Source organism: Nonomuraea sp. NPDC051191, assembly GCF_044455665.1.
In the GTDB taxonomy this organism is placed as follows: domain Bacteria; phylum Actinomycetota; class Actinomycetes; order Streptosporangiales; family Streptosporangiaceae; genus Nonomuraea.
The window spans coordinates 38,444-57,463 of the sequence record NZ_JBITEZ010000002.1 but is presented as its reverse complement, the minus strand read 5'-3'; the positions used below and the strand labels follow the sequence as shown (position 1 = coordinate 57,463).

The following is a 19,020-nucleotide window of genomic DNA, read 5'->3' as shown; positions in this document are numbered from 1 at the left end:
ACTACATCAACACGCGGACGAACACACCGGAACGTCACCCCGTCAGCGCCCCATGGCCCACACAAGGGCGCTCGATCAACGTGTCGGAAGCCGAATCGTCACCACAAGTCCTCCGCCATCTCGTGGCACAGCGGTCACGTTCCCACCGTGTGCCTGCACGACCGCACGCACGATGGACAGCCCCAGCCCCGAGCCCTTGGCCGATTCCACGCGGTCGGCGTGGAGCCTCCTGAACGGCTCGAACAGGCTGTTCACCTCGTACGCCGGGACGTGCTGCCCCGTGTTGGCCACCTGAACAACCAGCCCCCCGTCCGCCATTCCCGTTCGGATCCAGACTTTTCCGCTTTCGGGAAGGTTGTACTTGAGGGCGTTCTCCAGCAGGTTGCCGACCGACCGCTCCAGAAGCACCGGGTCGCCCACGGTAGGCGCGCTGACCAGTTCGGCCACAACGGTCACGCCCTGTTCCGCGGCGAAGGGCGCGAGCTGTTCCACGGCCGTCTGCGCGACTTCCTGAACGTCGAGCGGTTTGCGCACCGCGAGTTCGCGTTCGCTCCTGGCGAGCAACAGCAACCCCTCGATGAGCTTCTCGTTACGCGCGTTGACTTCCAGCAACGTACGGCCGAGCGCTTTGAGATCCTCCGACGCCTCCGGATCCGACAGCGCGATCTCCAGGACGGTCCGGTTAATCGTCAACGGCGTGCGCAATTCGTGGGAGGCGTTGGCCACGAATCTGCGCTGGGTGTCGAAGGCGACGTTGAGCCGGGTCAGCATGGCGTCGAAGGTGTCGGCCAGCTCCTTCAGCTCGTCGTTGGGGCCGCGCAGGGCGATGCGCTGATGGGCCAGCGTGCTCTCCGACAGCTTGCGGGCCGCGCTGGTCATCTGGGCGACCGGCCGCAGAGCCCGGTCGGCCACGAAGTAGCCGATGATGAGCGCGAGGATGCCGACCCCGGCCAGCGCCATGAACGAGCTGCTGAACAACGCGTCGCGGGCGCTGCTGACGGCCCGCCCCTTGGCCAGGGTCCACCGGTTCTGCATGATGGCGGCGTCGAGGGGGTCGAGGTCGTCGGTGATCAGGTCGGGCCAGGCGTTCTCGATCGACCTGCCCACGATCGAGTAGACGACGAACAGCAGCACGGCCGCGGCGGCGAACACCAGGGCGCTGTAGGTGAGCGTGAGCCGCCACCGGATGCTGACCTTGGCCGGCAGCCCCTTGACACGTTCCAGGGGGCTGCGGACGGGCGTCTCGGAGCCGGGCGGGGGCGGGCCGTCCCAGGCCGGCGGCCCGCTCGGGGGTGGCGCCTCCTGCACGCGCGTCGCCTTCCTGGCCGAATGGGGGCTGATCATCGGATGCGTCGGCCCCGCCCCGCCCTCTGGCCGTTCACTCACAACTTGTACCCAACCCCGGGCACGGTCTCGATCACCTGAGGCTCGCCCAGCTTCTTCCGCAACGTCATCATGGTCACCCGGACCACGTTCGTGAACGGGTCGATGTTCTCGTCCCACGCCTTGTCCAGCAGGTCCTCCTGGCTGACCACCGCGCCCTCGGCGCGCATCAGCTCCTCCAGGACCGCGAACTCCTTCTTGGTGAGGACGATCTCCTTGCCGTCGCGCTCGACCAGCCGCTTGCCCGGGTCGAGGCGGATGCCGGCCCGCTCCAGCACGGGCGGCAGCGCGGGCGCGGAACGCCGGCCGAGCGCGCGCACCCGGGCCACCAGCTCGATGAACACGAACGGCTTGGCCAGGTAGTCGTCGGCCCCGAGGCCGAGCCCCTCCACCTTGTCGTCCACGTCGCCGGAGGCGGTCAGCATGAGGATCCGCGAGGCCGAACGCTGCTCGACCAGCCTGCGGCACACCTCGTCGCCGTGCACGACCGGCAGGTCGCGGTCGAGCACGATGACGTCGTAGTCGATGTAGGAGGTGCGCTCAAGGGCGCCGCCGCCGTCGTAGGCGACGTCGACGGCCATGGCCTCACGCCTCAGCCCGGTCGCGATCGCGTCGGCGAGCACCCGCTCGTCCTCTACAACCAGCACTCGCACGCCTGGTACACCTCTTTCCGGTTCCGGTGCCTCATTCTGCCTACAGGCTCGATAAGCGCACGGTAAGGCATGTCCAGGGGTGGACCGGGCAGGGGCCGCGGAAATTCATGTTTCAGAGGGCGATAACCCGGGGTATGCCGTCGGGACACCCATTGCCCGGACATCCACTGGCAATGGGGTCCACTTCACCCCGCACGGATCGAACCCCTGAGAGAGTAGGTGAGATGGGCGAGTTCACCACCACGATCGAACGCCGCCTCGACCAGGCTTACAAGGGCCTCACCGAGGCCCGTTGCACCGGCGACGACTACCTCGCCGACACCCTCACCGCCGAGATCGAGGACCTGCGCCGCCTGGCCGACGATCACGGCATCCCGCTGCCGCGTTAGACAGACGTGTGCGACGGCCGGGGCCCATGGGGTCCCGGCCGTCCCGTCATGCGCGCCGATCCGTCAGGAGTCGCGTTCGGGGTCCAGCGGCACGAGCAGGTCGTGCAGCTCCTCGAACAGGCCGGGCGCCGCGCACAGCACGAACTCCGGGCCGGCCGGACGGCCGCGCAGCCCGCCGAGCCGGGCTCCCGACTCGGTCGCCACCAGCCCGGCCGCGGCGAAGTCCCACGCGTTGGTGCCGCGCTCGTAGTACGCGTCCACCCGCCCGGCCGCCACCGAGCACAGGTCGATGGCACACGAGCCGCCGCGCCGGATGTCACGAACCCGCGGCAGCACCGACGCCACGACCCGCCCCTGGACCTCGCGGCGCGGCGCCGAATAGCCGAACCCGGTCGCGACCAGCGCCCTGGCCATCGGCACCTCTCTGTTGCAGCGCAGCCGCGCGCCGCCCAGCCAGGCGCCCTCGCCGAGCGCGGCGGTGAACACCTCTCCCCGCGCCGGCACGTTGACCACCCCCGCCACGACCTGCCCGGCCACCTCGACAGCGATCGACACCGCCCAGTCCGGCAGGCCGTACAGGAAGTTGACGGTGCCGTCCACGGGGTCGACGATCCACCGCACGTCGGACGCGCCCGGCGCCTCGCCGCCCTCCTCGCCGAGGAAGCGGTCGTCCGGGCGGACCGCCAGGACGCGCTCGCGGATCAGCTCCTCCGACGCCTTGTCCAGGACGGTGACGACGTCGGTGGGGCTGGACTTGGTCTCGACGTCCGCCGACATCGTGGGCCGCTTGGCCAGCAGCATGTCGCCGGCCTCCCGGGCGATGTCCTCGGCCAGCCGCAGGAAGTCGGTCATCAGGCCACCGAGTCCGGGCGCTTCCACTCCTCGCCGAGCACGTGCTGGGCGAGGAAGGCGAGAACGGTCTCGTACCAGGCGATGACGTTGCCCGGCTTGAGGATCCAGTGGTTCTCGTCGGGGAAGTACAGGAACTTCGACTCGACGTCGGAGCGCTGGAGGTCCCACCACAGGCGCAGGGACTCGCCGATCGGCACCCGGTAGTCCTTGTCGCCGTGGATGACGAGCATCGGGGTGGTGATCTTGCCGACCGCCAGGTGCGGGGAGAGCCGGTCGTAGCGCTCCGAGCCCGGCTCGCCGAACTCGCGCTGCCAGTACAGGGAGAAGTCGGTGGTGCCGGCGAACTGGTCGAGGTTCCACAGCGCGGCGTGGGTGACGATGGCCTGGTAGCGGTCGGTGTGCCCGGCCAGCCAGTTGGCCATGTAGCCGCCGAACGAGCCGCCCATCGCCGCCACGCGCTCGTTGTCGATGTCGTCCCTGGCCAGTGCGACGTCCACGATGGCGTCGAGGTCGGCCTGGGTGCGGGGGCCCCAGTCGCCCCAGCCGCGGTCGATCATCTCCTGGCCGTAGCCGGTGGACAGGCAAGGGTCGGGCATGAGGACGGCGTACCCGCGCTGGGCCATGATCCACGACTGCCAGCGCCACTGCCAGTCGTTCCAGGACGCGACCGGGCCGCCGTGGATCCACAGCAGGAACGGCGCGGGGCTGTCGGCCGAGGCGCCCTCGGGCAGCACGAGCCAGCCGCGCACGGTCGCGCCGTCGTCGGCGGTGGCCGAGATCTCGGTCAGCGTGCCCGGCACCTCGGGACGCGGGGCCGGCGAGGGCAGGTCGGCGATCTCGCCGGTGGCCACGTCGATCCTGGCGGGGGCGGGGGCGAGGGCGATGTTGCTGCGCAGGGCGTAGACGTACGTGCCGTCGGCGCTCGCGTTGACCCCGAGGTAGGCGGCGTCGTCGGCGGTGAGCCTGGTGTGCTCGCCGGCCAGCGGGACGCGGAAGACCGGACGGCGGCCCTGGTGGTCGGCGACCAGATAGAGGGCCGAGGAGTCGGGGGCCCAGGCGACGTCCGTCGGGAACAGGCCGGGGGCGTAGGCCCGGCCCTCGCCGGTGGCCAGGTCGGCGATCCACAGCTCCACGCGGACGGAGACGTCCACGCTCGTGATGCGCTCGCGCGCGCAGGCCACCCGCGTGCCGTCGGGCGAGACGGCGATCGGGCCGCCGAAGTCGTGGGCCTCGTCGGTGAGCAGGGTGCGCCGCTCGCCGGTGGCCACGTCGATGGCGACCAGGTCCGTGCGGTTGTCGCCGCCGGGCAGGTACCGGCGCCAGGAGGCGATCACGGTGGAGCCGTCGGGGGTGAGCTCGAAGGTGGTGTCGCGCAGCGCCTCGCCCGCGTCGGGGGTCAGCTCGCGCACGTCCTCCAGACGGTCGGCGCCGAGCCGGCCGGCGAACAGCCGGGTGCGGGCCGGGCCGAGGTCGTGGTCCCAGTAGCGGACCGGGTAGCCCTCGTGCAGGATCGCGCTGATGCCGGCGTCCTTGCGGGCCTTGCGCCGCTCGTCCTCGGTCGCCTCCTCGCCGTCGAGCACGTCGGAGGCGAACACCACCACGTCGCCCGCCGTGCGGGCGGCGCCGATGCCGCCGGGACGGGTGGCGATCTGGCGGGCCTCGCCGCCGGCGCGCGGCAGCAGCCACAGCGCGGGCACCTCGTCGGCCGCGTCCTTGACGGTGGGGTCGGGGCGCGCGGAGGTGAACAGCACGTCCCCCGCGTCGGTGAAGACGGCGGCCGACTCGCCCTTGGCGGAACGGGTCAGGCGGTACGGCTCACCGTCGACGGGGATCGCCCAGAGCGCGGTGCCGTACGACTTGCCGTCGGGTTCGAGCGCCTGCACGACCGAGATCAGGCGGGAGCCGTCAGGCGAGAGCTTCAGGGAGAGGACCCGGGGAATGGCCACATAGTCACGAATGTCATCGAATGCGCTCACTCGATCGAACCTACCTGGTCACCGCCGCTCCACGGGAGGCGGCGCGCTCGGTGCTCCCTCGGGCGCGGACCACCGGGCCTCCTGACTAGGCTTGACACGTGGCTGATTACGACGCTCTCCTCCTCCTGTCGTTCGGCGGCCCCGAGGGGCCCGACGACGTGCTGCCGTTCCTGGAGAACGTCGTGCGGGGGCGCGGCGTCCCGCGCGAGCGGCTGCTCGCGGTGGCCGAGCACTACCAGGGCTTCGGCGGCGTCAGCCCGATCAACCAGCAGAACCGCGAGCTGGTCGAGGCGCTGCGCCCGGTCGTGGGCGTGCCGGTCTACTGGGGCAACCGCAACTGGCACCCCTTCGGCGAGGAGACCGTGCGGCGCATGGCGGCCGACGGCGTGCGCCGGGCCGCCGTCTTCGCCACCTCGGCGTTCGCCGGATATTCGAGCTGCCGCCAGTACTACGAGGACATCGCCAGGATCTCCGTCGAGGGCGGCCCCGAGCTGATCAAGATGCGGCACTTCGGCGACCACCCGGGGTTCGTCGCGGCGATGGCCGACCACACGCGCGTGGCGCTGGAACGGCTCGGCCGCGACGACGCCAGGCTGGTGTTCACCGCCCACAGCATCCCGGTGTCGATGGCCGAGACCGCCGGCCCCTCGGGCGGCCTGTACGAGTCCCAGCTCCGCAGGAGCGCCGAGCTGGTCAACCGGGCCCTGGGCCGCGACGAGCCATGGGACCTGGTGTGGCAGTCGCGCAGCGGCCCCCCGCAGGTGCCGTGGCTGGAGCCCGACGTGTGCGACTTCCTGCGCAAGACGGACGCCGGCTCGGTCGTGCTGGTGCCGATCGGGTTCGTCTCCGACCACATGGAGGTCGTCTACGACCTCGACACCGAGGCCCGGCAGGTGGCCGCCGAGCTGGGCCTGCCCATGGAGCGCGCGGCCACGGCCGGCACCCATCCGGCGTTCGTGCGCATGGTCAGGGAGCTGATGGACGAGCCCGAGCCCGTCCCGTGCCCGCTCACCTGCTGCCCGCGTCCGGTCCGTCCCGGCGGGCGGCCTCAGGCGTAGGTGCGGGCGTACGCCTCGGCGATGCCCATGACCTTGTTCACGTAGTCCCACGAGTGGTTGTAGAACCAGATCGCCTTGCGCAGCTTCTCGGGGCCCTTGCCCGCGCCGTTGGCGCACAGGTAGTTGGCGGCGCCGGGCACCGCGTCGTACGGGCTCCAGATGTCGGCCTTGCCGTCGCCGTCGCCGTCCACGCCGTAGTGCTTCCAGGTGGCGGGCATGAACTGCATCGGCCCCAGGGCGCCGGCGCTGGAGGGCCCGTTGTTGCGGCCGTGACTGCTCTCGACCTGGCCGATGGCCGCCAGCACCGTCCATGACAGGCCGGGGCAGCGGGTGGCGGCGGCCTGGTAGAGCTCCAGGTAGCTGCCCGGCCGGCCGACGTTGACCGGCTGCTGCTGTTGTTGCTGCTGCCGCCGTTGCTGCTGGGCGCGGCTGGCCGCGTCGAGCACGACGACCTGCGCGCCCTTGCCCAGCAGCTTGCGCACCCCGGTCTCGCCGATGGTGCCCGGTTTGCCGTGCAGCAGCACCGCGACGCCCTTCGCGAAGCCGAGCGACCTGCCCACCTCGACACTGACCAGGCCGTCCACGCCGGAGAGCCCGAGCGTGGCCGAGGCCGCGACCCGGAGCCTCGGGCCGCCGTCCACCTGGTACATCGCGCCGAGGATCATGCTGTACTTGCGCATCGTGCCGGCCTCGGCGACCAGCTCGCCCCTGGCCAGCGCGCTCCAGACGGCCGGCTGGTCGGCGACGGGCTGCGGCGTCCAGGAGCGGAAGTCGGCGGGGTCGACGGCCAGCAGGTTCAGCGACGTGCCGGAGACCTTGACCGCGCCGGCGTCCACGACGGCCGCCTTCTGCACGTGCCTGAGCGCGCCGAGGGCGAGCCTGGTACGCCTGGAGACAGTGCCGGGCGCGATCGCCAGCACGCGCGGCGGCGTCACGGTGACGCCCGGTCCGCCCTGTCCGAAATCCTTGACCGGCGCCGTCGTGGGTACGAGCTTGTCGAGGCGCGGAGCGCCCTCCGGGGTCACGCGGGTGATCGGCCTGCGCACCGGCTCCTGGGCGGTTCTGACCAGGTCATCGCCCACGAGCACGACGACTCCCCCGGCCACGGCGGTGACCACGAGCACGCCGAGGACCATGAGCAGGACCGCGCGGAGAGAGGGAAGACCGGACATCAGGCACACGTTAACCCACCCGCCGGAAATTTCAGTTGCCATCCGGACAGACAGTGCGCGATCGTTGGGTCGCCAAGTAAGGGGGAAACAGCGTGGTCGGGCCTTACCGGGGTTTGTTCAACGGGCCCGGCGTCAAAGGATTCGTGCTGGCCGGGTTCGTCGGCCGGATGCCGATGTCCATGCTCGGCATCGGGGTCGTGCTGCTGATCTCCACCGTCACCGGGTCCTTCGCCACCGCCGGCGCGGTCGGCGCGACCACCAACGTGGCCTTCGCGATCGCGGCGCCGCTGTCGGGGCGGCTGGTGGACAGGTTCGGGCAGAACCGGGTGATCGCCCCCTTCTCCGTGGTCAACGCGCTGGCGATGGCCGCGCTGATGCTCAGCGCCGCGCTCCGCCTGCCCGAATGGACCCTGTACGTCTCCGGCCTGCTGATCGGCGCCTCCTCCCTGTCCATCGGGTCGATGGTGCGGGCCCGCTGGTCCACCATCCACGGCGGCACGGGAACGCTGCACACCGCCTTCGCGTTCGAGTCCGTGGCCGACGAGGTGGTCTTCGTCACCGGGCCCGCGCTCGTCACGGTGCTGGCCACGGCGGTCAACCCGTACGCGGGGCTGGTGGTGGCGCTGGTGTGCATGCTCGGCGGCTGCCTGGCCCTGGCGGCGCAGCGGCGTACGCAGCCGCCCGTGCAGCTGGTCAGGACGGGCGGCGGCACGCCCATCCTGATCCCCGGCATCGCCCTGCTGGCGTGCGTCTACCTCGGGCTCGGCTCGGTGTTCGGCTCGGTGGACCTGATCATGGTCGCCTTCGCCGAGGAGCACGGCGTGAAGGGCGTCTCCGGGTTCCTGCTGGCCGCGTTCGCGGGCGGGTCGATGGTGTCGGGGCTGTGGTTCGGCTCGCGGCAGTGGCGGATCTCGTTGCGCGCCCGGTTCGTCCGCGCGCTGGGCGTGTTCGTGGTCGGCCTGGTGCCGATCCTGCTCGTGGACGACCCGTGGGTCATGGCCGCCGTGGCGTTCGTGGCCGGTCTGGCCATCTCGCCGACGCTCATCACCGGGTTCTCGCTCACCGAGCGGCTGGTGCCGCCGTCCCTGCTCACCGAGGGCATGGCGTGGATCTCCACCTCGATCGGGTTCGGCGTGGCGATCGGCGCGTGGGCGGGCGGGCGGCTCACCGACCTGTTCGGCGCGTCCAGCGCGTTCGGTTTCGCGGTGTGCGCGGCGCTGCTGGCGGCGGTCGTGGGCGTCGGAGGTTCGGGTTTGCTGAGACTTCCGGAAGCGTCTTCACCCATGAAGAGTTGATCCGCTACGGTCGGGAGTTATCCCTCGCAACACCCATCACACCGGAAGCTTTGCTATGTCCCGACAAATCACTTCACTTCTAGCTATCGCTGCAGTTTGCGTCACTCTGGCTCCCGCGCCCGCGTTCGCCCAGACGCCGAAGAAGGCCGAGGTCGATTGCGAGCAGGTCAAGTGCCTCGCGCTGACCTTCGACGACGGGCCCGGCCAGTACGCGGGAACTCTGCTCGACACCCTCAAGAAGACCGGCGCCAAGGCGACGTTCTTCCTGGAGGGCCAGTACGTCACCAGCCGTCCGGCCTTCGTCAAGCGCATGGTCGCCGAGGGCCATGAGGTGGGCAACCACAGCTACAGGCACCCGGACTTCACCAAGATCGAAGCCGGGGAGATCAGAAGCGAGATCAAGAAGACCCAGGACGCGGTCAAGAAGGCGGCGGGCGTCGAGCCCAAGCTGCTGCGCCCGCCGTACGGGCTGGCCGACATCCAGGTGTCCGACGTCGCGACCGAGTTCGGCATGCCGATGGTCCTCTGGACGGCCGGCTCGCACGACTGGGAGAGCAAGAACGTCGAGGCCATCAAGAAGAAGACCCTTGAGGTGGCCCAGCGCGACGGCATCATCCTCATGCACGACTGGGTCAAGCAGACCGTGGACGCCATGCCGTCCATCATCAAGTCCCTGCAGGCCAAGGGGTACCAGCTGGTGACGGTCTCCGACGTGATCAAGCGACAGAACCTTGAGCCCGGCCAGATTTTCCCGGTTCCCGAAGGCTGGCAGAAGTGAGTATCGTTCACGTTTAATCGGAACGACGCTCGGAGGGGCGCCTCATGGTCTTCACTAACTGGGCCGGGAATCAGACGGGCGCCCCTGCCGAGGTGCGCACCCCCACGAGCGTGGCGGACGTCGTCCAGGCCGTACGGGACGCCTCGGCCGCCGGGCGCCGCCTGCGCATGGTGGGCACGGGCCACTCCTTCACCGGGGTGGCCCTCACCGACGGGATCATGCTGCGTCCCGAGGGGCTGAGCGGCATCAGGTCCGCCGCCGAGGACCGCGTCACCGTCCAGGCCGGCACGCCGCTCAAGGTGCTGAACGAGCTGCTCGACCAGCGCGGCCTGGCCCTGGCCAACATGGGCGACATCACCGAGCAGACCGTCGCCGGCGCGATCCAGACCGGCACCCACGGCACCGGCCGCGACAGCGGCGGCCTGGCCGACCAGGTCGCCGAGCTGGAGCTGGTGCTCGCCGACGGCTCGGTCGTCACGGCCGCGCCCGGCGAGGACCTGTTCGACGCGGCCAGGGTCGGGCTCGGGGCGCTCGGCGTGCTGACGGCCGTGACGTTCCGGGTGGAGCCCGCGTTCCTGCTGCGCAACCGGCGGCGCAGGATGACGCTCACCGACATGCTCGCCTCGCTCGACTCGATGACCTCGGCCAACGAGCACCTCGACTTCTTCTGGCTGCCGCACACCGACGCCTGCCTGGTCAAGACCAACAACCGGGACGCGGGCCCGGCCAGGCCGCCGAGCGCGCTCAAGCACTGGCTGGACAACGTGTTCCTGGAGAACACCGTCTTCGGCGCCGCGTGCGCCGTCGGCGGGCGGCGTCCGGCGCTGATCCCGCGGATCAACGCGATCAGCGCGGCGGCGCTGGGCGACTCCGAGGCGGTGGACACCTCGTACAAGGTGTTCACGGCCCGCCGCGACGTGCGTTTCCTGGAGATGGAGTACGCCGTGCCGCGCCGGCACCTGGCCCAGGCGCTGCGCGAGACCCGCGACCTGATCGACAGGATGGACTGGAAGATCACCTTTCCCGTCGAGGTGCGCGTCACGCCGCCCAGCGACGCGTGGCTGTCGACCGCGTACGGCCGCGACTCCGCCTACGTCGCCTGCCACATCTACCGCCCCACGCCCAACCCCGCGTACTTCGAGGGCGTGGAGGAGATCATGAACCGGCTGGAGGGCCGGCCGCACTGGGGCAAGCTGCACACCAGGGACGCCGCGTACCTGCGCAAGGTCTACCCCCGCTTCGACGACTTCGTCGCGCTGCGCGACCGCCTGGACCCGCGCCGGGTGTTCACCAACGACTACCTCGACGTGGTGCTGGGCTAGCGCTGCGGCTGGCGGCCCTCCTGCTGGAGGGGCGGGTCGTCCTGGGGTTGCGTGGGCGGGGGCGCGCTGGACTGCTGCTCACCCGGGTCGGGGCTCTCCTGCTCCTCCCCGTCGGGCTGAGGTGTCTCGACGGGCTCGACCGTGTCCGTGGGCGTGGGCGTCGGCGTGACGCTCGGCTCCGGCTCCTCGGTCGGGGACGGCGGCGGCGTGCGCGGCGTGTCCGTCGGCGTCGGGAGCGGGGTCGGCGACTCCGCCGGCCCGGTCGGCAGCACCTCGCGGTCCCGGCGGTCGCGCCCCTGGTCCTGGACGGGGGCGCGCTGATGCTCCTTCACCGGCGTCTGCCTGCCGGTGACCCGCTCGTGCAGCGTCTGGTGGTCGACGGCCTGGAAGGCGAGGATGCCGCCCATGCTGACCGCGAACACCAGCGCGGCCGCCACCGCCATCTTCAGCCACGGCAGCCCCCTGTGCCCGTCGGCGGGAACGGCGACCGGCATGACCAGCGTGTCCCGCCCGCCTTCGCCACCCGGTCGAACGGCGAACACGGCCGTGTCCTCGTCGTCCTCGTCGTCCTCGTCGTCCACCGGAGTACGGAACGCGGCCGTCTCCTCGCCTACCGCCGGGGGGCGGCGCGCGGCCGTCTCCTCGCCCGCGGCCGGGGTGGCGTACGCGGCCGCGGCGAGCAGGCCCTTGCCCTCCTCCTGCTCCTCGTGCCACGCGGACAGCGTGTGCTGCTTGACCCGCTCACCGGTGCGCTTGAGATAGTGCGTGTAGACGGCGCTCGCCACCGTGCTCGCGATGCTGACCACGGCGGCGCCGATCACGGTGCCCGCCACCCCGAGGTAGGAGGCGGCCACCGCGGCGGTGACGGCGGCGAGGGCACTCCCGAGGATCTGTGGCACGCTCAGCTCGAACTTCCGCTGCTCGGCGGTCATCCCCCGGATCAGTCCCCTCTGGTCATACGTTCGGTAAAGAGCTTCCTCGTGAATAGACGCGAGCGCGTGTCCCGTTGTTCCTGTGACCTGCGCGACAGGCATCCTCGTAACTCGTGCCCCGACGATTCGGCCTACCCTCCGTCTACCTCGCCGCGGCCGTGGCGACGGCCGCGACGACCGCTGTCCCTCTCGCCATGACGCCCGCCTCCGGACTCGCCCTGCGCCCCTCCGCCTCCGAGCCCACCCGGCCCTACATCGTCACCGCCCGCAGCCGCGCGGACGCCCGGGACCTCGTCGCGGAGGTGAGATGGCGGGTACGGCGCTACTACACCGAGGCCCTGCCCGGATTCGCCACCTTCCTGACCGCCGGCGAGCTGACCGAGCTCAGATCCGACCCCCGCGTCCTGGCGGTCGAGCCCGATCGCGAGATCCACGCCATGCCCGGCGACACGCCCGCCCCCGCCGACACCTCTGACACGTCCACCGGCGCGGGCACCACCGTCTACGTCGTGGACAGCGGAGTAGACGTCACCCGGACCGAGTTCGGCGACCGGGCCTGGCGCGCCTTCGACGCCACCGGCGGCACCGGTCGCGACTGCGCCGGGCACGGCACGCACGTCGCCAAGGCCGTCGCCTCGCGGGCGCCGGAGGCCAGGATCGCGTCGGTGCGGGTGCTCGGTTGCGCGGGGTCGGGCTCGCTGGCAGACGTGCTGGCCGGGCTCGACTGGATCCGGCGGCACGCGCGCGGCCCGTCCGTCGTCACGCTCGCCGCCGACGGGGCCGACTCGCCCGCGCTCGGCGCCGCCGTACGGTCGCTGGTGCGCTCGGGCGTGTTCGTCGCGGGCGCGGCCGACTCAGGTTGGTGCCAGGTTGCCTCCGGCGGGCAGGCGTTCTCGGCGGCCGCCCCGTATCTCGCCGCGGCCGCGGCGCGTCTTCTCGAACGCAGTCCCGATGCCGGCCCGTCCCTTGTCGCGAGTTCGCTGAAGTGCACAACAGCACGCCCCGCGATTCGCCAGAATCCGTCGAGGAGCTCTAACCTCCTCATGCACAGCGGCGGGCACTAGAGGAAATGGATTCCACAAATGTGACCGGCGTCACATCGCCCCCGGGGCTTCCCAGGAAGGCGATGTTCGGACATGCCGGGTACGGTGCTGGCAGGCAACCGGCACACGCGAGAGACTCAAGGGTCCGGGGGAAGAATGGCGACGCTGACGAAGGGACTCGCATGCAGGAGCTCCGACTCGTCGCGGTGAGTGAGGACGGCACCTATCTCGTGCTGGCTACTGCCGGGCGAGGTACGCGCTTCACCCTTCCTGTGGACGATCGGCTCCGTGCTGCCGTCCGTGGCAACTTCTCCCGTCTCGGCCAGTACGAGATCGAAGTGGAGAGCCCGTTGCGCCCCAAGGAGATCCAGGCACGCATCCGCGCCGGAGAGACAGCGGAACAGATCGCCGCGACCGCCGGGATCCCGGTCGAACGAGTCCGCTGGTTCGAGGGCCCGGTGCTGCAGGAGCGGGAGTACGTCGCCCAGCAGGCGCAGCGTGTCGCCGTCCGCATGCCCGGGGAGACCGCTCCCGGTCCCACCCTCGGCGAGCTGGTGGCCGAGCGGCTGACCAGGCGCGGCGTGCCCACCGACGAGATCGACTGGGATTCGGCCAAGCGCGACGACGGCCTGTGGCGGGTCAAGCTCGGCTACGTCTGGAACGGTCACACGCGCCACGCCGAATGGCTCTTCGACCCGCGCAAGCGCCACGTCTCCCCGCACGACGACGAGGCCATGCGCCTGTCGTCCGCCGACTTCGATCCCGATCCCGCCGTGGTGGAGGACACCACGGTCACGCCGTTCGCGCCTCGGGTGGCCAAGCTGCAGCCGGTGCCGCCGCTCGCCTCCGACCCGCTGCCCTTCCCGTCGGTCGTACGCCGCGAGCCGGAGGAGCCGGCCGTCGGCTACACCCCGCCGCCCAGGTCCGCCGACACCGGCGGTTACGGCCGGGGGCCGGACATGCCTGGGCGTGACGTGCCGTTCGACCGGCCGTCCCCGTCTCGGGAGACCGCGTCGGACACCTCGTCGTCCCTGTCCGACAACACCCGTGCCCCCTTCCGGGGCGAGGGCTTCCACCCCGACCCGTCCCGCGCCGACGGCTCCCGCCCCGCCTCCCGAGGGGACACCTACCGCCCCGAGCCCCCCCGCCCCGACGGATTCCGCGGCGAGGACACCCGCGCCCAGGGCTTCCACGGCGACGACCGTGGCCAGGGCTTCCGTGGTGACGACGGCCGGGCTCCTGGGTTCCGGGGCGAGGACTCCCGCGCCGAGGGGCACCGTGGGGAGACCGCGGGGCGCGAGACCGGGTTCGGCCGCTCCGCCGACGCCTCCTCCCGCCGCGGCGGCACGTCACCGTGGCTGCCCGACTTCGGCTCCAGCCGCTCCGGCGAGCGCGACGACACGATCTACGCGCCCGCCAACCCGCCCTCCCGCCCGCTCACCTCCCAGCCTGCGCCTTCGCAGCCGACGCCCTCCGAGCCCGCCGCACCGCCTCAGCCGCCCACGGACGGCCCCACCCAGCACGCACCCACCCCGACCCCGGCACCCGCTCCCGAGGCCCCGGCGACAGCGACCGCTCCTGACGCCCTCCAGACGTCGACCGCTCCTGAGGCTCTCGCGACGTCCGCCGCTCCTGGCGGCACGGCGACGGGGGCGGCGGAGCAGCCGTCCACGGCGGCGGCGGCCGACGAACCCGCCGCCCGGTCCGAGGCTCCGGACTCGGCCCCGCCCCAGCCCGCCGCCTCGGCTTCAACGCCGACCCAGCCGGAGCCCGCCGCCACCTCGGCAGCCCAGCCAGAGCCGCCGGCCGCCTCCACCGTCCAGCCGGAGACGTCCGCCAGTTCTGCCGCACAGCCGGAGACGTCCGCTGCCTCTGCCGCACAGCCGGAGACGTCGGCCACGAACGCCGGGCCGGAGGCGTCCGCCGCCACCGACGTCCAGGCGGCGAGCTCGGCGGCCGTGGATGCTCAGCCGTCCACCGCGACGGAGACCACCACCACCGGTTCTCCCGCGCCTGGAGACACCGCCGCCCCGGAGCCCGCCGTCGCGTCGGCCGCCTCCGAGACCGGCGATGCCCGGACCACCGAGGCCAAGACCGGCGCGCCTTCGACGCCTCAGGTCACCAGCGCCGCCTCCGCCGACGACGCAGAGCCCGCCACAACCGCCGTCCCGACGGCCGACGCGGCGAACGTTGCGACAGCCGACGCGCCCGACGCCTCAACGACCGGTGCGACGGACGTCCCGAAGGCCGCTGCGGAGGATGCCTCCGCCGCCGCATCCGCCATGAGCGAGAAGCCCGCCACCGCGGAAGCGGCCCCGCAGGCGACCACCGAAGCCACACCGGCGACCACGGCAGCCTCCCAGGACGCACCGGCCACCGAGACGTCCACCGCCACCTCCCAGGACGCACCGGCCACCGAAACGCCGCAGGCGACCACCCACCACGCGTCGACGAACGAGACGCCCACGGCCACCTCGCAGGACGCGCCGCGCGACGAAACGCCCGCAGCCACCTCGCAGGAGTCCTCGGCCGCCGCGTCGCCGGTCGCCCAGAGCGCGGCGGACTCCGCGAAGGCGGAGCAGACGAGCCCGGCGACAGCACCGGCAGCCACGGCCACCCAGGACGCGGCCATCCAGGACGAGGCCGCCAAGGACACGGCCACCCAGAACGCCGCCGCGCCGGAGGCGCCCGAAGAGGCGGCCTCGAAGACCGAGGTGCCGGAGACGCCTGAAGAGGTGGCCCAGAAGGCCGAGACGCCCGAAAGGGTGGCCGAGAACACCGAAACGCCCGACGAGGTGGCCGGGAAGGCCGAGGCGCCTGAGGAAGTGGCCGGGAACGCCGGGACGCCTGAAGAGGTGGCCGGGAACGCCGGGACGCCTGAAGAGGTGGCCGGGAACGCCGGGACGCCTGAAGAGGTGGCCGAGACGGTCGAGGTGCCGGAGAAGAAGGCGCCTGCGCCCAAGCCCAAGCCCGGCCCCGGCGCGCCCAAGGGCGCCCCGCCGATCCCGGCCGCGCGTCCCGGCAAGGACGACGCCAAGGACGACAGCAAGGGCCCCGGCAAGGAGGACGTCCCGGTGCCCTCTCCGCCGCCCGCGCCGGCCGCGCGTCAGGCGCGCAAGGGCGCGCGGGGCCGCCGGGCCTCCGTGCCGACGTGGGACGAGATCATGTTCGGCGCCCGCCGCCAGGACTGACCCACCCGCGATCAGGGACACCGATCGCCGTCATCGACCAGGGGCCGCGCCCACCTCGACAGGAGGGCGCGGCCTCGGCCGTTCAAGGACGCGGTGCCGCCCAGGCCGCGCGGAACGGACAAGGCCCCTCCGCAAACCCCCCGAGAAATCGCCGTCCGACCCGCCGGGCCCCCGTGCGGACGCCTTGCGGCGGGACCAACCGAGCCCCGGTGCGGGGGCGCCCGGCGCGAAGTCACCGCTTTGCGGCGGAACCGGCCGCGGGTGGTGCCGGGCCGAGTCGCCGGCGCGAAGTCGCCGCCTTGCGATGGAACCAGCCGCCGGGAGGCTGAGGGGTTCAGTGTTGTGGCGGGAAGGGGCGGGCCGGTACGTCGGGCTGCGCGAACGGGGCCAGCCACTCCGGCGTCACCTCGGCGGGGAACGCGGCCCCCTGAGCCTCGGAGACGTCCAGTGCGTGGTAGCCGCCCTTCCCCGCCCCGACCCCCGCGATCAGCGTCAGCACCCCGGCCCGTCGCTGGAACCAGGTCTGGCGCAGCCGCCAGCCCACCACGGCCCGGCGTTCGACCACCGCCTCGGCGCGGCGCAGCGAGCCCGACCGGACCACCAGGCGGGCCCCGTCGTAGCCATGCCCCAGGGAGGCGTACCGGTCGAGGCCCAGGAACACCCCAGCGCCCGCCAGGAGCAACGCCAGGACCGCCAGAACCCACCAGAGCATCATTCCCGTGGCCCACGCCCCCGCGGCGCTCAGCGCGGCCAGGAGGAGCCAGGGGAAGACCGCCCGGAACAGGCGGCGGTTGCGCGCGATGGGCGGATGGGGGCGCAGGGTGGAGCGGAAGGGTCCGACCGCGTCGGCGGTGACGCCGACGGCGACCTGGCGCGGCACGTCGGGCAGGAGTTGCCCGCGCGTCTCGGAGTCGCCCAGCCCGGTCACGATCGCCCAGACGCGTACGACCCCGGCCAGGCGTTCGGCCAGACCGTCGACGATCTCGTAGCCACGCACCCTGCGGGACTCCAGCGACACGCTGCGCCGGTTGATCAGCCCGCGCTCGGCCACGAGGTAGCCGTCGCGGCGGGTGAGCCTGAAGTCCCAGTTGAACACCGCGTACATGACGCCGCCGACGAACGGCATGGCGACGACCAGCAGCAACGCCACGACGAGCAGCAGGTAGGGGTGCTCCCACAGCCACTCCCCCGCGCTCCAGGCGGCGTCCTGGCCGAAGCCCAGGTCGTCGCCCCACTGGAAGGCCAGCCCCACCGCGCCGCCGGCGAGCGCGAACGGCGTGAGCAGGTACGCCCCGGACAACGGCCCGTACAGGAGCCACCGGCGCGGGACGGCGATGATCGACCGGTCGACGGGCGCCGGACCGGGCCCGGGGATGTGCTCGGCGGCCCTGACCTGGACGGCGCGGCGCAGCAGCACCGCCTTGAGGCGTTCGGCCTCGCCCAGCGTGACGCCGTCGAGCGCGGCCTCCTCGTCGTCGCCGCTCGCGCCCGTGTCGACCTTGAGCACGGCGAGCCCGAGTATGCGGTGCATGGGCGGCGTGGAGACGTCCACGCCGCGCACCCGCTCCAGCGGGATGGTCCGGATCGAGCGGCTGATCAGGGAGCGTTTGGTCTCCAGGCGGTCGCCGACGATCTCGTACGTGAAGGTGGCCCAGCGGATGACCGCGAACGCCACGGTGCCGACGACGCCGATCGCCGCCCACGCGTACGACCTGGCCGAGAAGCCGCCCACGAACAGCACGCCGACCAGGGGCAGCAGCAGCGAGGGCAGCATGCGTACCGGATCGATGAGCAGCACCTTGGGGCTCAGCCGCCGCGGCGCGGGGGGCGGGGGCGGCAGGGGCTGAGGCGGAGGCGGCGGCGGCGGCGGGGGCGGGGGCGGCTGGGTCACGTGGCGTCGTCCCTGAGCTCTTCGGCGCGGTGGGCCAGCCGTTCGGCGAGCCCGGCCGCGACCTCGAAGTCGAGGCCCTTGATCGTGGAGGAGCCGGCGTGGGAGGCGGTGCGGATCTCCAGCGTGGCCAGGCCGAGCAGCCGTTCCATCCACCCCTGGCCCTTGTCGACCGTCTGGATGCGGCTCACCGGCACGAACACCCACTCCCTGGTCAGGAACCCCGACCTGGCGTAGACGACGTCGCCCGACAACTCCCAGCGGTGGACGGCGTACCGGACGAACGGCTCGGCCGCGAGGAACGGCGTCAGCACCACCCCGACGACCAGCGGCAACAGCCAGGTGTGCGCGGCGAGCCAGGACGGCACCCACGACCACCCGCTGCCGCCCACCCACCCGGCCACCACGGCCGAACCGCCCACGAAGAACACGAACCCGATGGCCGCCTGCAGCAACCACAGGCGGCGGGCCTTGGGCGAGACTCGGTGCGCGGGGTCACGCAGTGGGCCTTTTGACGTCACACGACCAGCTTAGGGCGCACGGCCCGAAAGACGATCTGGCTACGCCCCCCGAAGATCGCCCTCAAGGGCCTCAGGACGCCCATGGGGAATGGCGTCCGCGACCCATCGCGCTCACCGGCGGCGGCGGGTAAAGATCGGTCGGCCGTAGCGGCGTGTCGGGCGGACGCCCGGACGCGGCGGGTGCATGCTCGGTGGCGGCCGGCCGCAGGCTGTCGAGCTGGGCCACGTCGGCGGCGCCACGTTCGTGCCATCCAGGCCCGGCGGCGCGTTACCGCACCACGCGCGAAACGCCCTCACGAAGCGTGGCAGCCGCCGTCCGCCGCAAGGCACAACCGCCACTTCCGGCGCAGCTGAATTTTGCCTGCCGGACGCCGACCGAAACCATGCCCGTTTTGTCCCTACCTCCCGCCCGCCGGGACCCCGCCGCGCGCCCCTGGGAACGGGCAGGCCAGGAAGGTCATGGCGACACCCGTCCCGCAGACCCGCCGACGGCGTCGCTGTGGCCAACTTCACCTCTGAGATCCCCGCATTCTGGCCGGTTTCGGCTCCTTTGCCGACGACCGACCA

Annotated in this window: 15 protein-coding genes; 7 read left to right on the top strand and 8 right to left on the bottom strand. The window is 72.3% G+C overall.

Going from position 1 to position 19,020, the window contains the following annotated elements:
* Positions 1-75: 75 nt before the first annotated feature.
* Together ACIA8R_RS04865 and ACIA8R_RS04860 are read right to left on the bottom strand one after the other, a co-directional pair.
* Complete coding sequence (locus ACIA8R_RS04865; RefSeq protein ID WP_397037312.1) at positions 76-1,344, bottom strand: sensor histidine kinase; 1,269 nt, start codon at positions 1,342-1,344, stop codon at positions 76-78.
* A 38-nt stretch (positions 1,345-1,382) separates the two neighbouring features.
* Positions 1,383-2,036 carry a response regulator transcription factor gene (locus ACIA8R_RS04860; RefSeq protein ID WP_349451511.1) on the bottom strand — a complete coding sequence of 218 codons (654 nt, stop codon included), beginning with the start codon at positions 2,034-2,036 and terminating at the stop codon, positions 1,383-1,385.
* A gap of 224 nt (positions 2,037-2,260) precedes the next feature.
* Here ACIA8R_RS04860 and ACIA8R_RS04855 point away from each other — a divergent pair, with 224 nt between their 5' ends.
* A complete protein-coding gene (locus ACIA8R_RS04855) occupies positions 2,261-2,425 on the top strand; it encodes a hypothetical protein (protein ID WP_357697930.1) in 165 nt (54 codons plus the stop codon).
* A 63-nt stretch (positions 2,426-2,488) separates the two neighbouring features.
* Here ACIA8R_RS04855 and ACIA8R_RS04850 read toward each other — a convergent pair whose 3' ends face one another.
* The gene (locus ACIA8R_RS04850) at positions 2,489-3,277 is read right to left on the bottom strand and encodes an inositol monophosphatase family protein (RefSeq protein ID WP_357697928.1); all 789 of its coding nucleotides are present in this window, start codon (positions 3,275-3,277) and stop codon (positions 2,489-2,491) included.
* On the bottom strand, positions 3,277-5,253 hold the full coding sequence (locus ACIA8R_RS04845; RefSeq protein WP_397036613.1) for a prolyl oligopeptidase family serine peptidase: 1,977 nt from the start codon (positions 5,251-5,253) through the stop codon (positions 3,277-3,279). Before ACIA8R_RS04845 ends, ACIA8R_RS04850 begins: the two co-directional genes overlap by 1 nt.
* Positions 5,254-5,351: 98 nt before the next feature.
* On the opposite strand from ACIA8R_RS04845, the gene ACIA8R_RS04840 reads away from it, so the two are divergent.
* Positions 5,352-6,311 (top strand): ferrochelatase, encoded by a 960-nt coding sequence (locus ACIA8R_RS04840; protein WP_397036611.1) that lies wholly within the window; start codon positions 5,352-5,354, stop codon positions 6,309-6,311.
* Here the strand turns inward: ACIA8R_RS04840 and ACIA8R_RS04835 are convergent.
* On the bottom strand, positions 6,302-7,483 hold the full coding sequence (locus ACIA8R_RS04835) for a lytic transglycosylase domain-containing protein (RefSeq protein WP_397036609.1): 1,182 nt from the start codon (positions 7,481-7,483) through the stop codon (positions 6,302-6,304). The genes ACIA8R_RS04840 and ACIA8R_RS04835 overlap by 10 nt on opposite strands.
* Positions 7,484-7,575: 92 nt before the next feature.
* Between ACIA8R_RS04835 and ACIA8R_RS04830 the strand changes: the two genes are divergently transcribed.
* From ACIA8R_RS04830 to ACIA8R_RS04820, 3 genes are read left to right on the top strand one after another with little or no spacing between them, the layout of a single operon-like run.
* Positions 7,576-8,778: an MFS transporter gene (locus ACIA8R_RS04830; protein ID WP_397036607.1), complete on the top strand. Its 1,203-nt coding sequence runs from the start codon at positions 7,576-7,578 to the stop codon at positions 8,776-8,778.
* Positions 8,779-8,833: 55 nt separating this feature from the next.
* Positions 8,834-9,556: a polysaccharide deacetylase family protein gene (locus tag ACIA8R_RS04825; RefSeq protein ID WP_397036605.1), complete on the top strand. Its 723-nt coding sequence runs from the start codon at positions 8,834-8,836 to the stop codon at positions 9,554-9,556.
* 44 nt (positions 9,557-9,600) lie between these two features.
* Positions 9,601-10,878: a D-arabinono-1,4-lactone oxidase gene (locus ACIA8R_RS04820; protein ID WP_397036603.1), complete on the top strand. Its 1,278-nt coding sequence runs from the start codon at positions 9,601-9,603 to the stop codon at positions 10,876-10,878.
* Here ACIA8R_RS04820 and ACIA8R_RS04815 read toward each other — a convergent pair.
* Positions 10,875-11,810, bottom strand: coding sequence for a hypothetical protein (locus tag ACIA8R_RS04815; protein WP_397036601.1), 936 nt, complete (start codon positions 11,808-11,810; stop codon positions 10,875-10,877). The two genes, ACIA8R_RS04820 and ACIA8R_RS04815, sit on opposite strands and share 4 nt — an antisense overlap.
* Before the next feature lie 113 nt (positions 11,811-11,923).
* Here ACIA8R_RS04815 and ACIA8R_RS04810 point away from each other — a divergent pair, with 113 nt between their 5' ends.
* Together ACIA8R_RS04810 and sepH are read left to right on the top strand one after the other, a co-directional pair.
* Entirely contained in the window at positions 11,924-12,874 is a 951-nt protein-coding gene (locus ACIA8R_RS04810; RefSeq protein ID WP_364090196.1) for a S8 family serine peptidase, read from the top strand.
* A 161-nt stretch (positions 12,875-13,035) separates the two neighbouring features.
* The gene (gene sepH / locus ACIA8R_RS04805; protein WP_397036599.1) at positions 13,036-16,044 is read left to right on the top strand and encodes a septation protein SepH; all 3,009 of its coding nucleotides are present in this window, start codon (positions 13,036-13,038) and stop codon (positions 16,042-16,044) included.
* Between the two features lie 334 nt (positions 16,045-16,378).
* Here sepH and ACIA8R_RS04800 read toward each other — a convergent pair whose 3' ends face one another.
* Positions 16,379-17,935: a PH domain-containing protein gene (locus ACIA8R_RS04800; protein WP_397036597.1), complete on the bottom strand. Its 1,557-nt coding sequence runs from the start codon at positions 17,933-17,935 to the stop codon at positions 16,379-16,381.
* Positions 17,932-18,453, bottom strand: coding sequence for a PH domain-containing protein (locus ACIA8R_RS04795; RefSeq protein WP_364090205.1), 522 nt, complete (start codon positions 18,451-18,453; stop codon positions 17,932-17,934). Before ACIA8R_RS04795 ends, ACIA8R_RS04800 begins: the two co-directional genes overlap by 4 nt.
* Positions 18,454-19,020 lie beyond the last annotated feature (567 nt).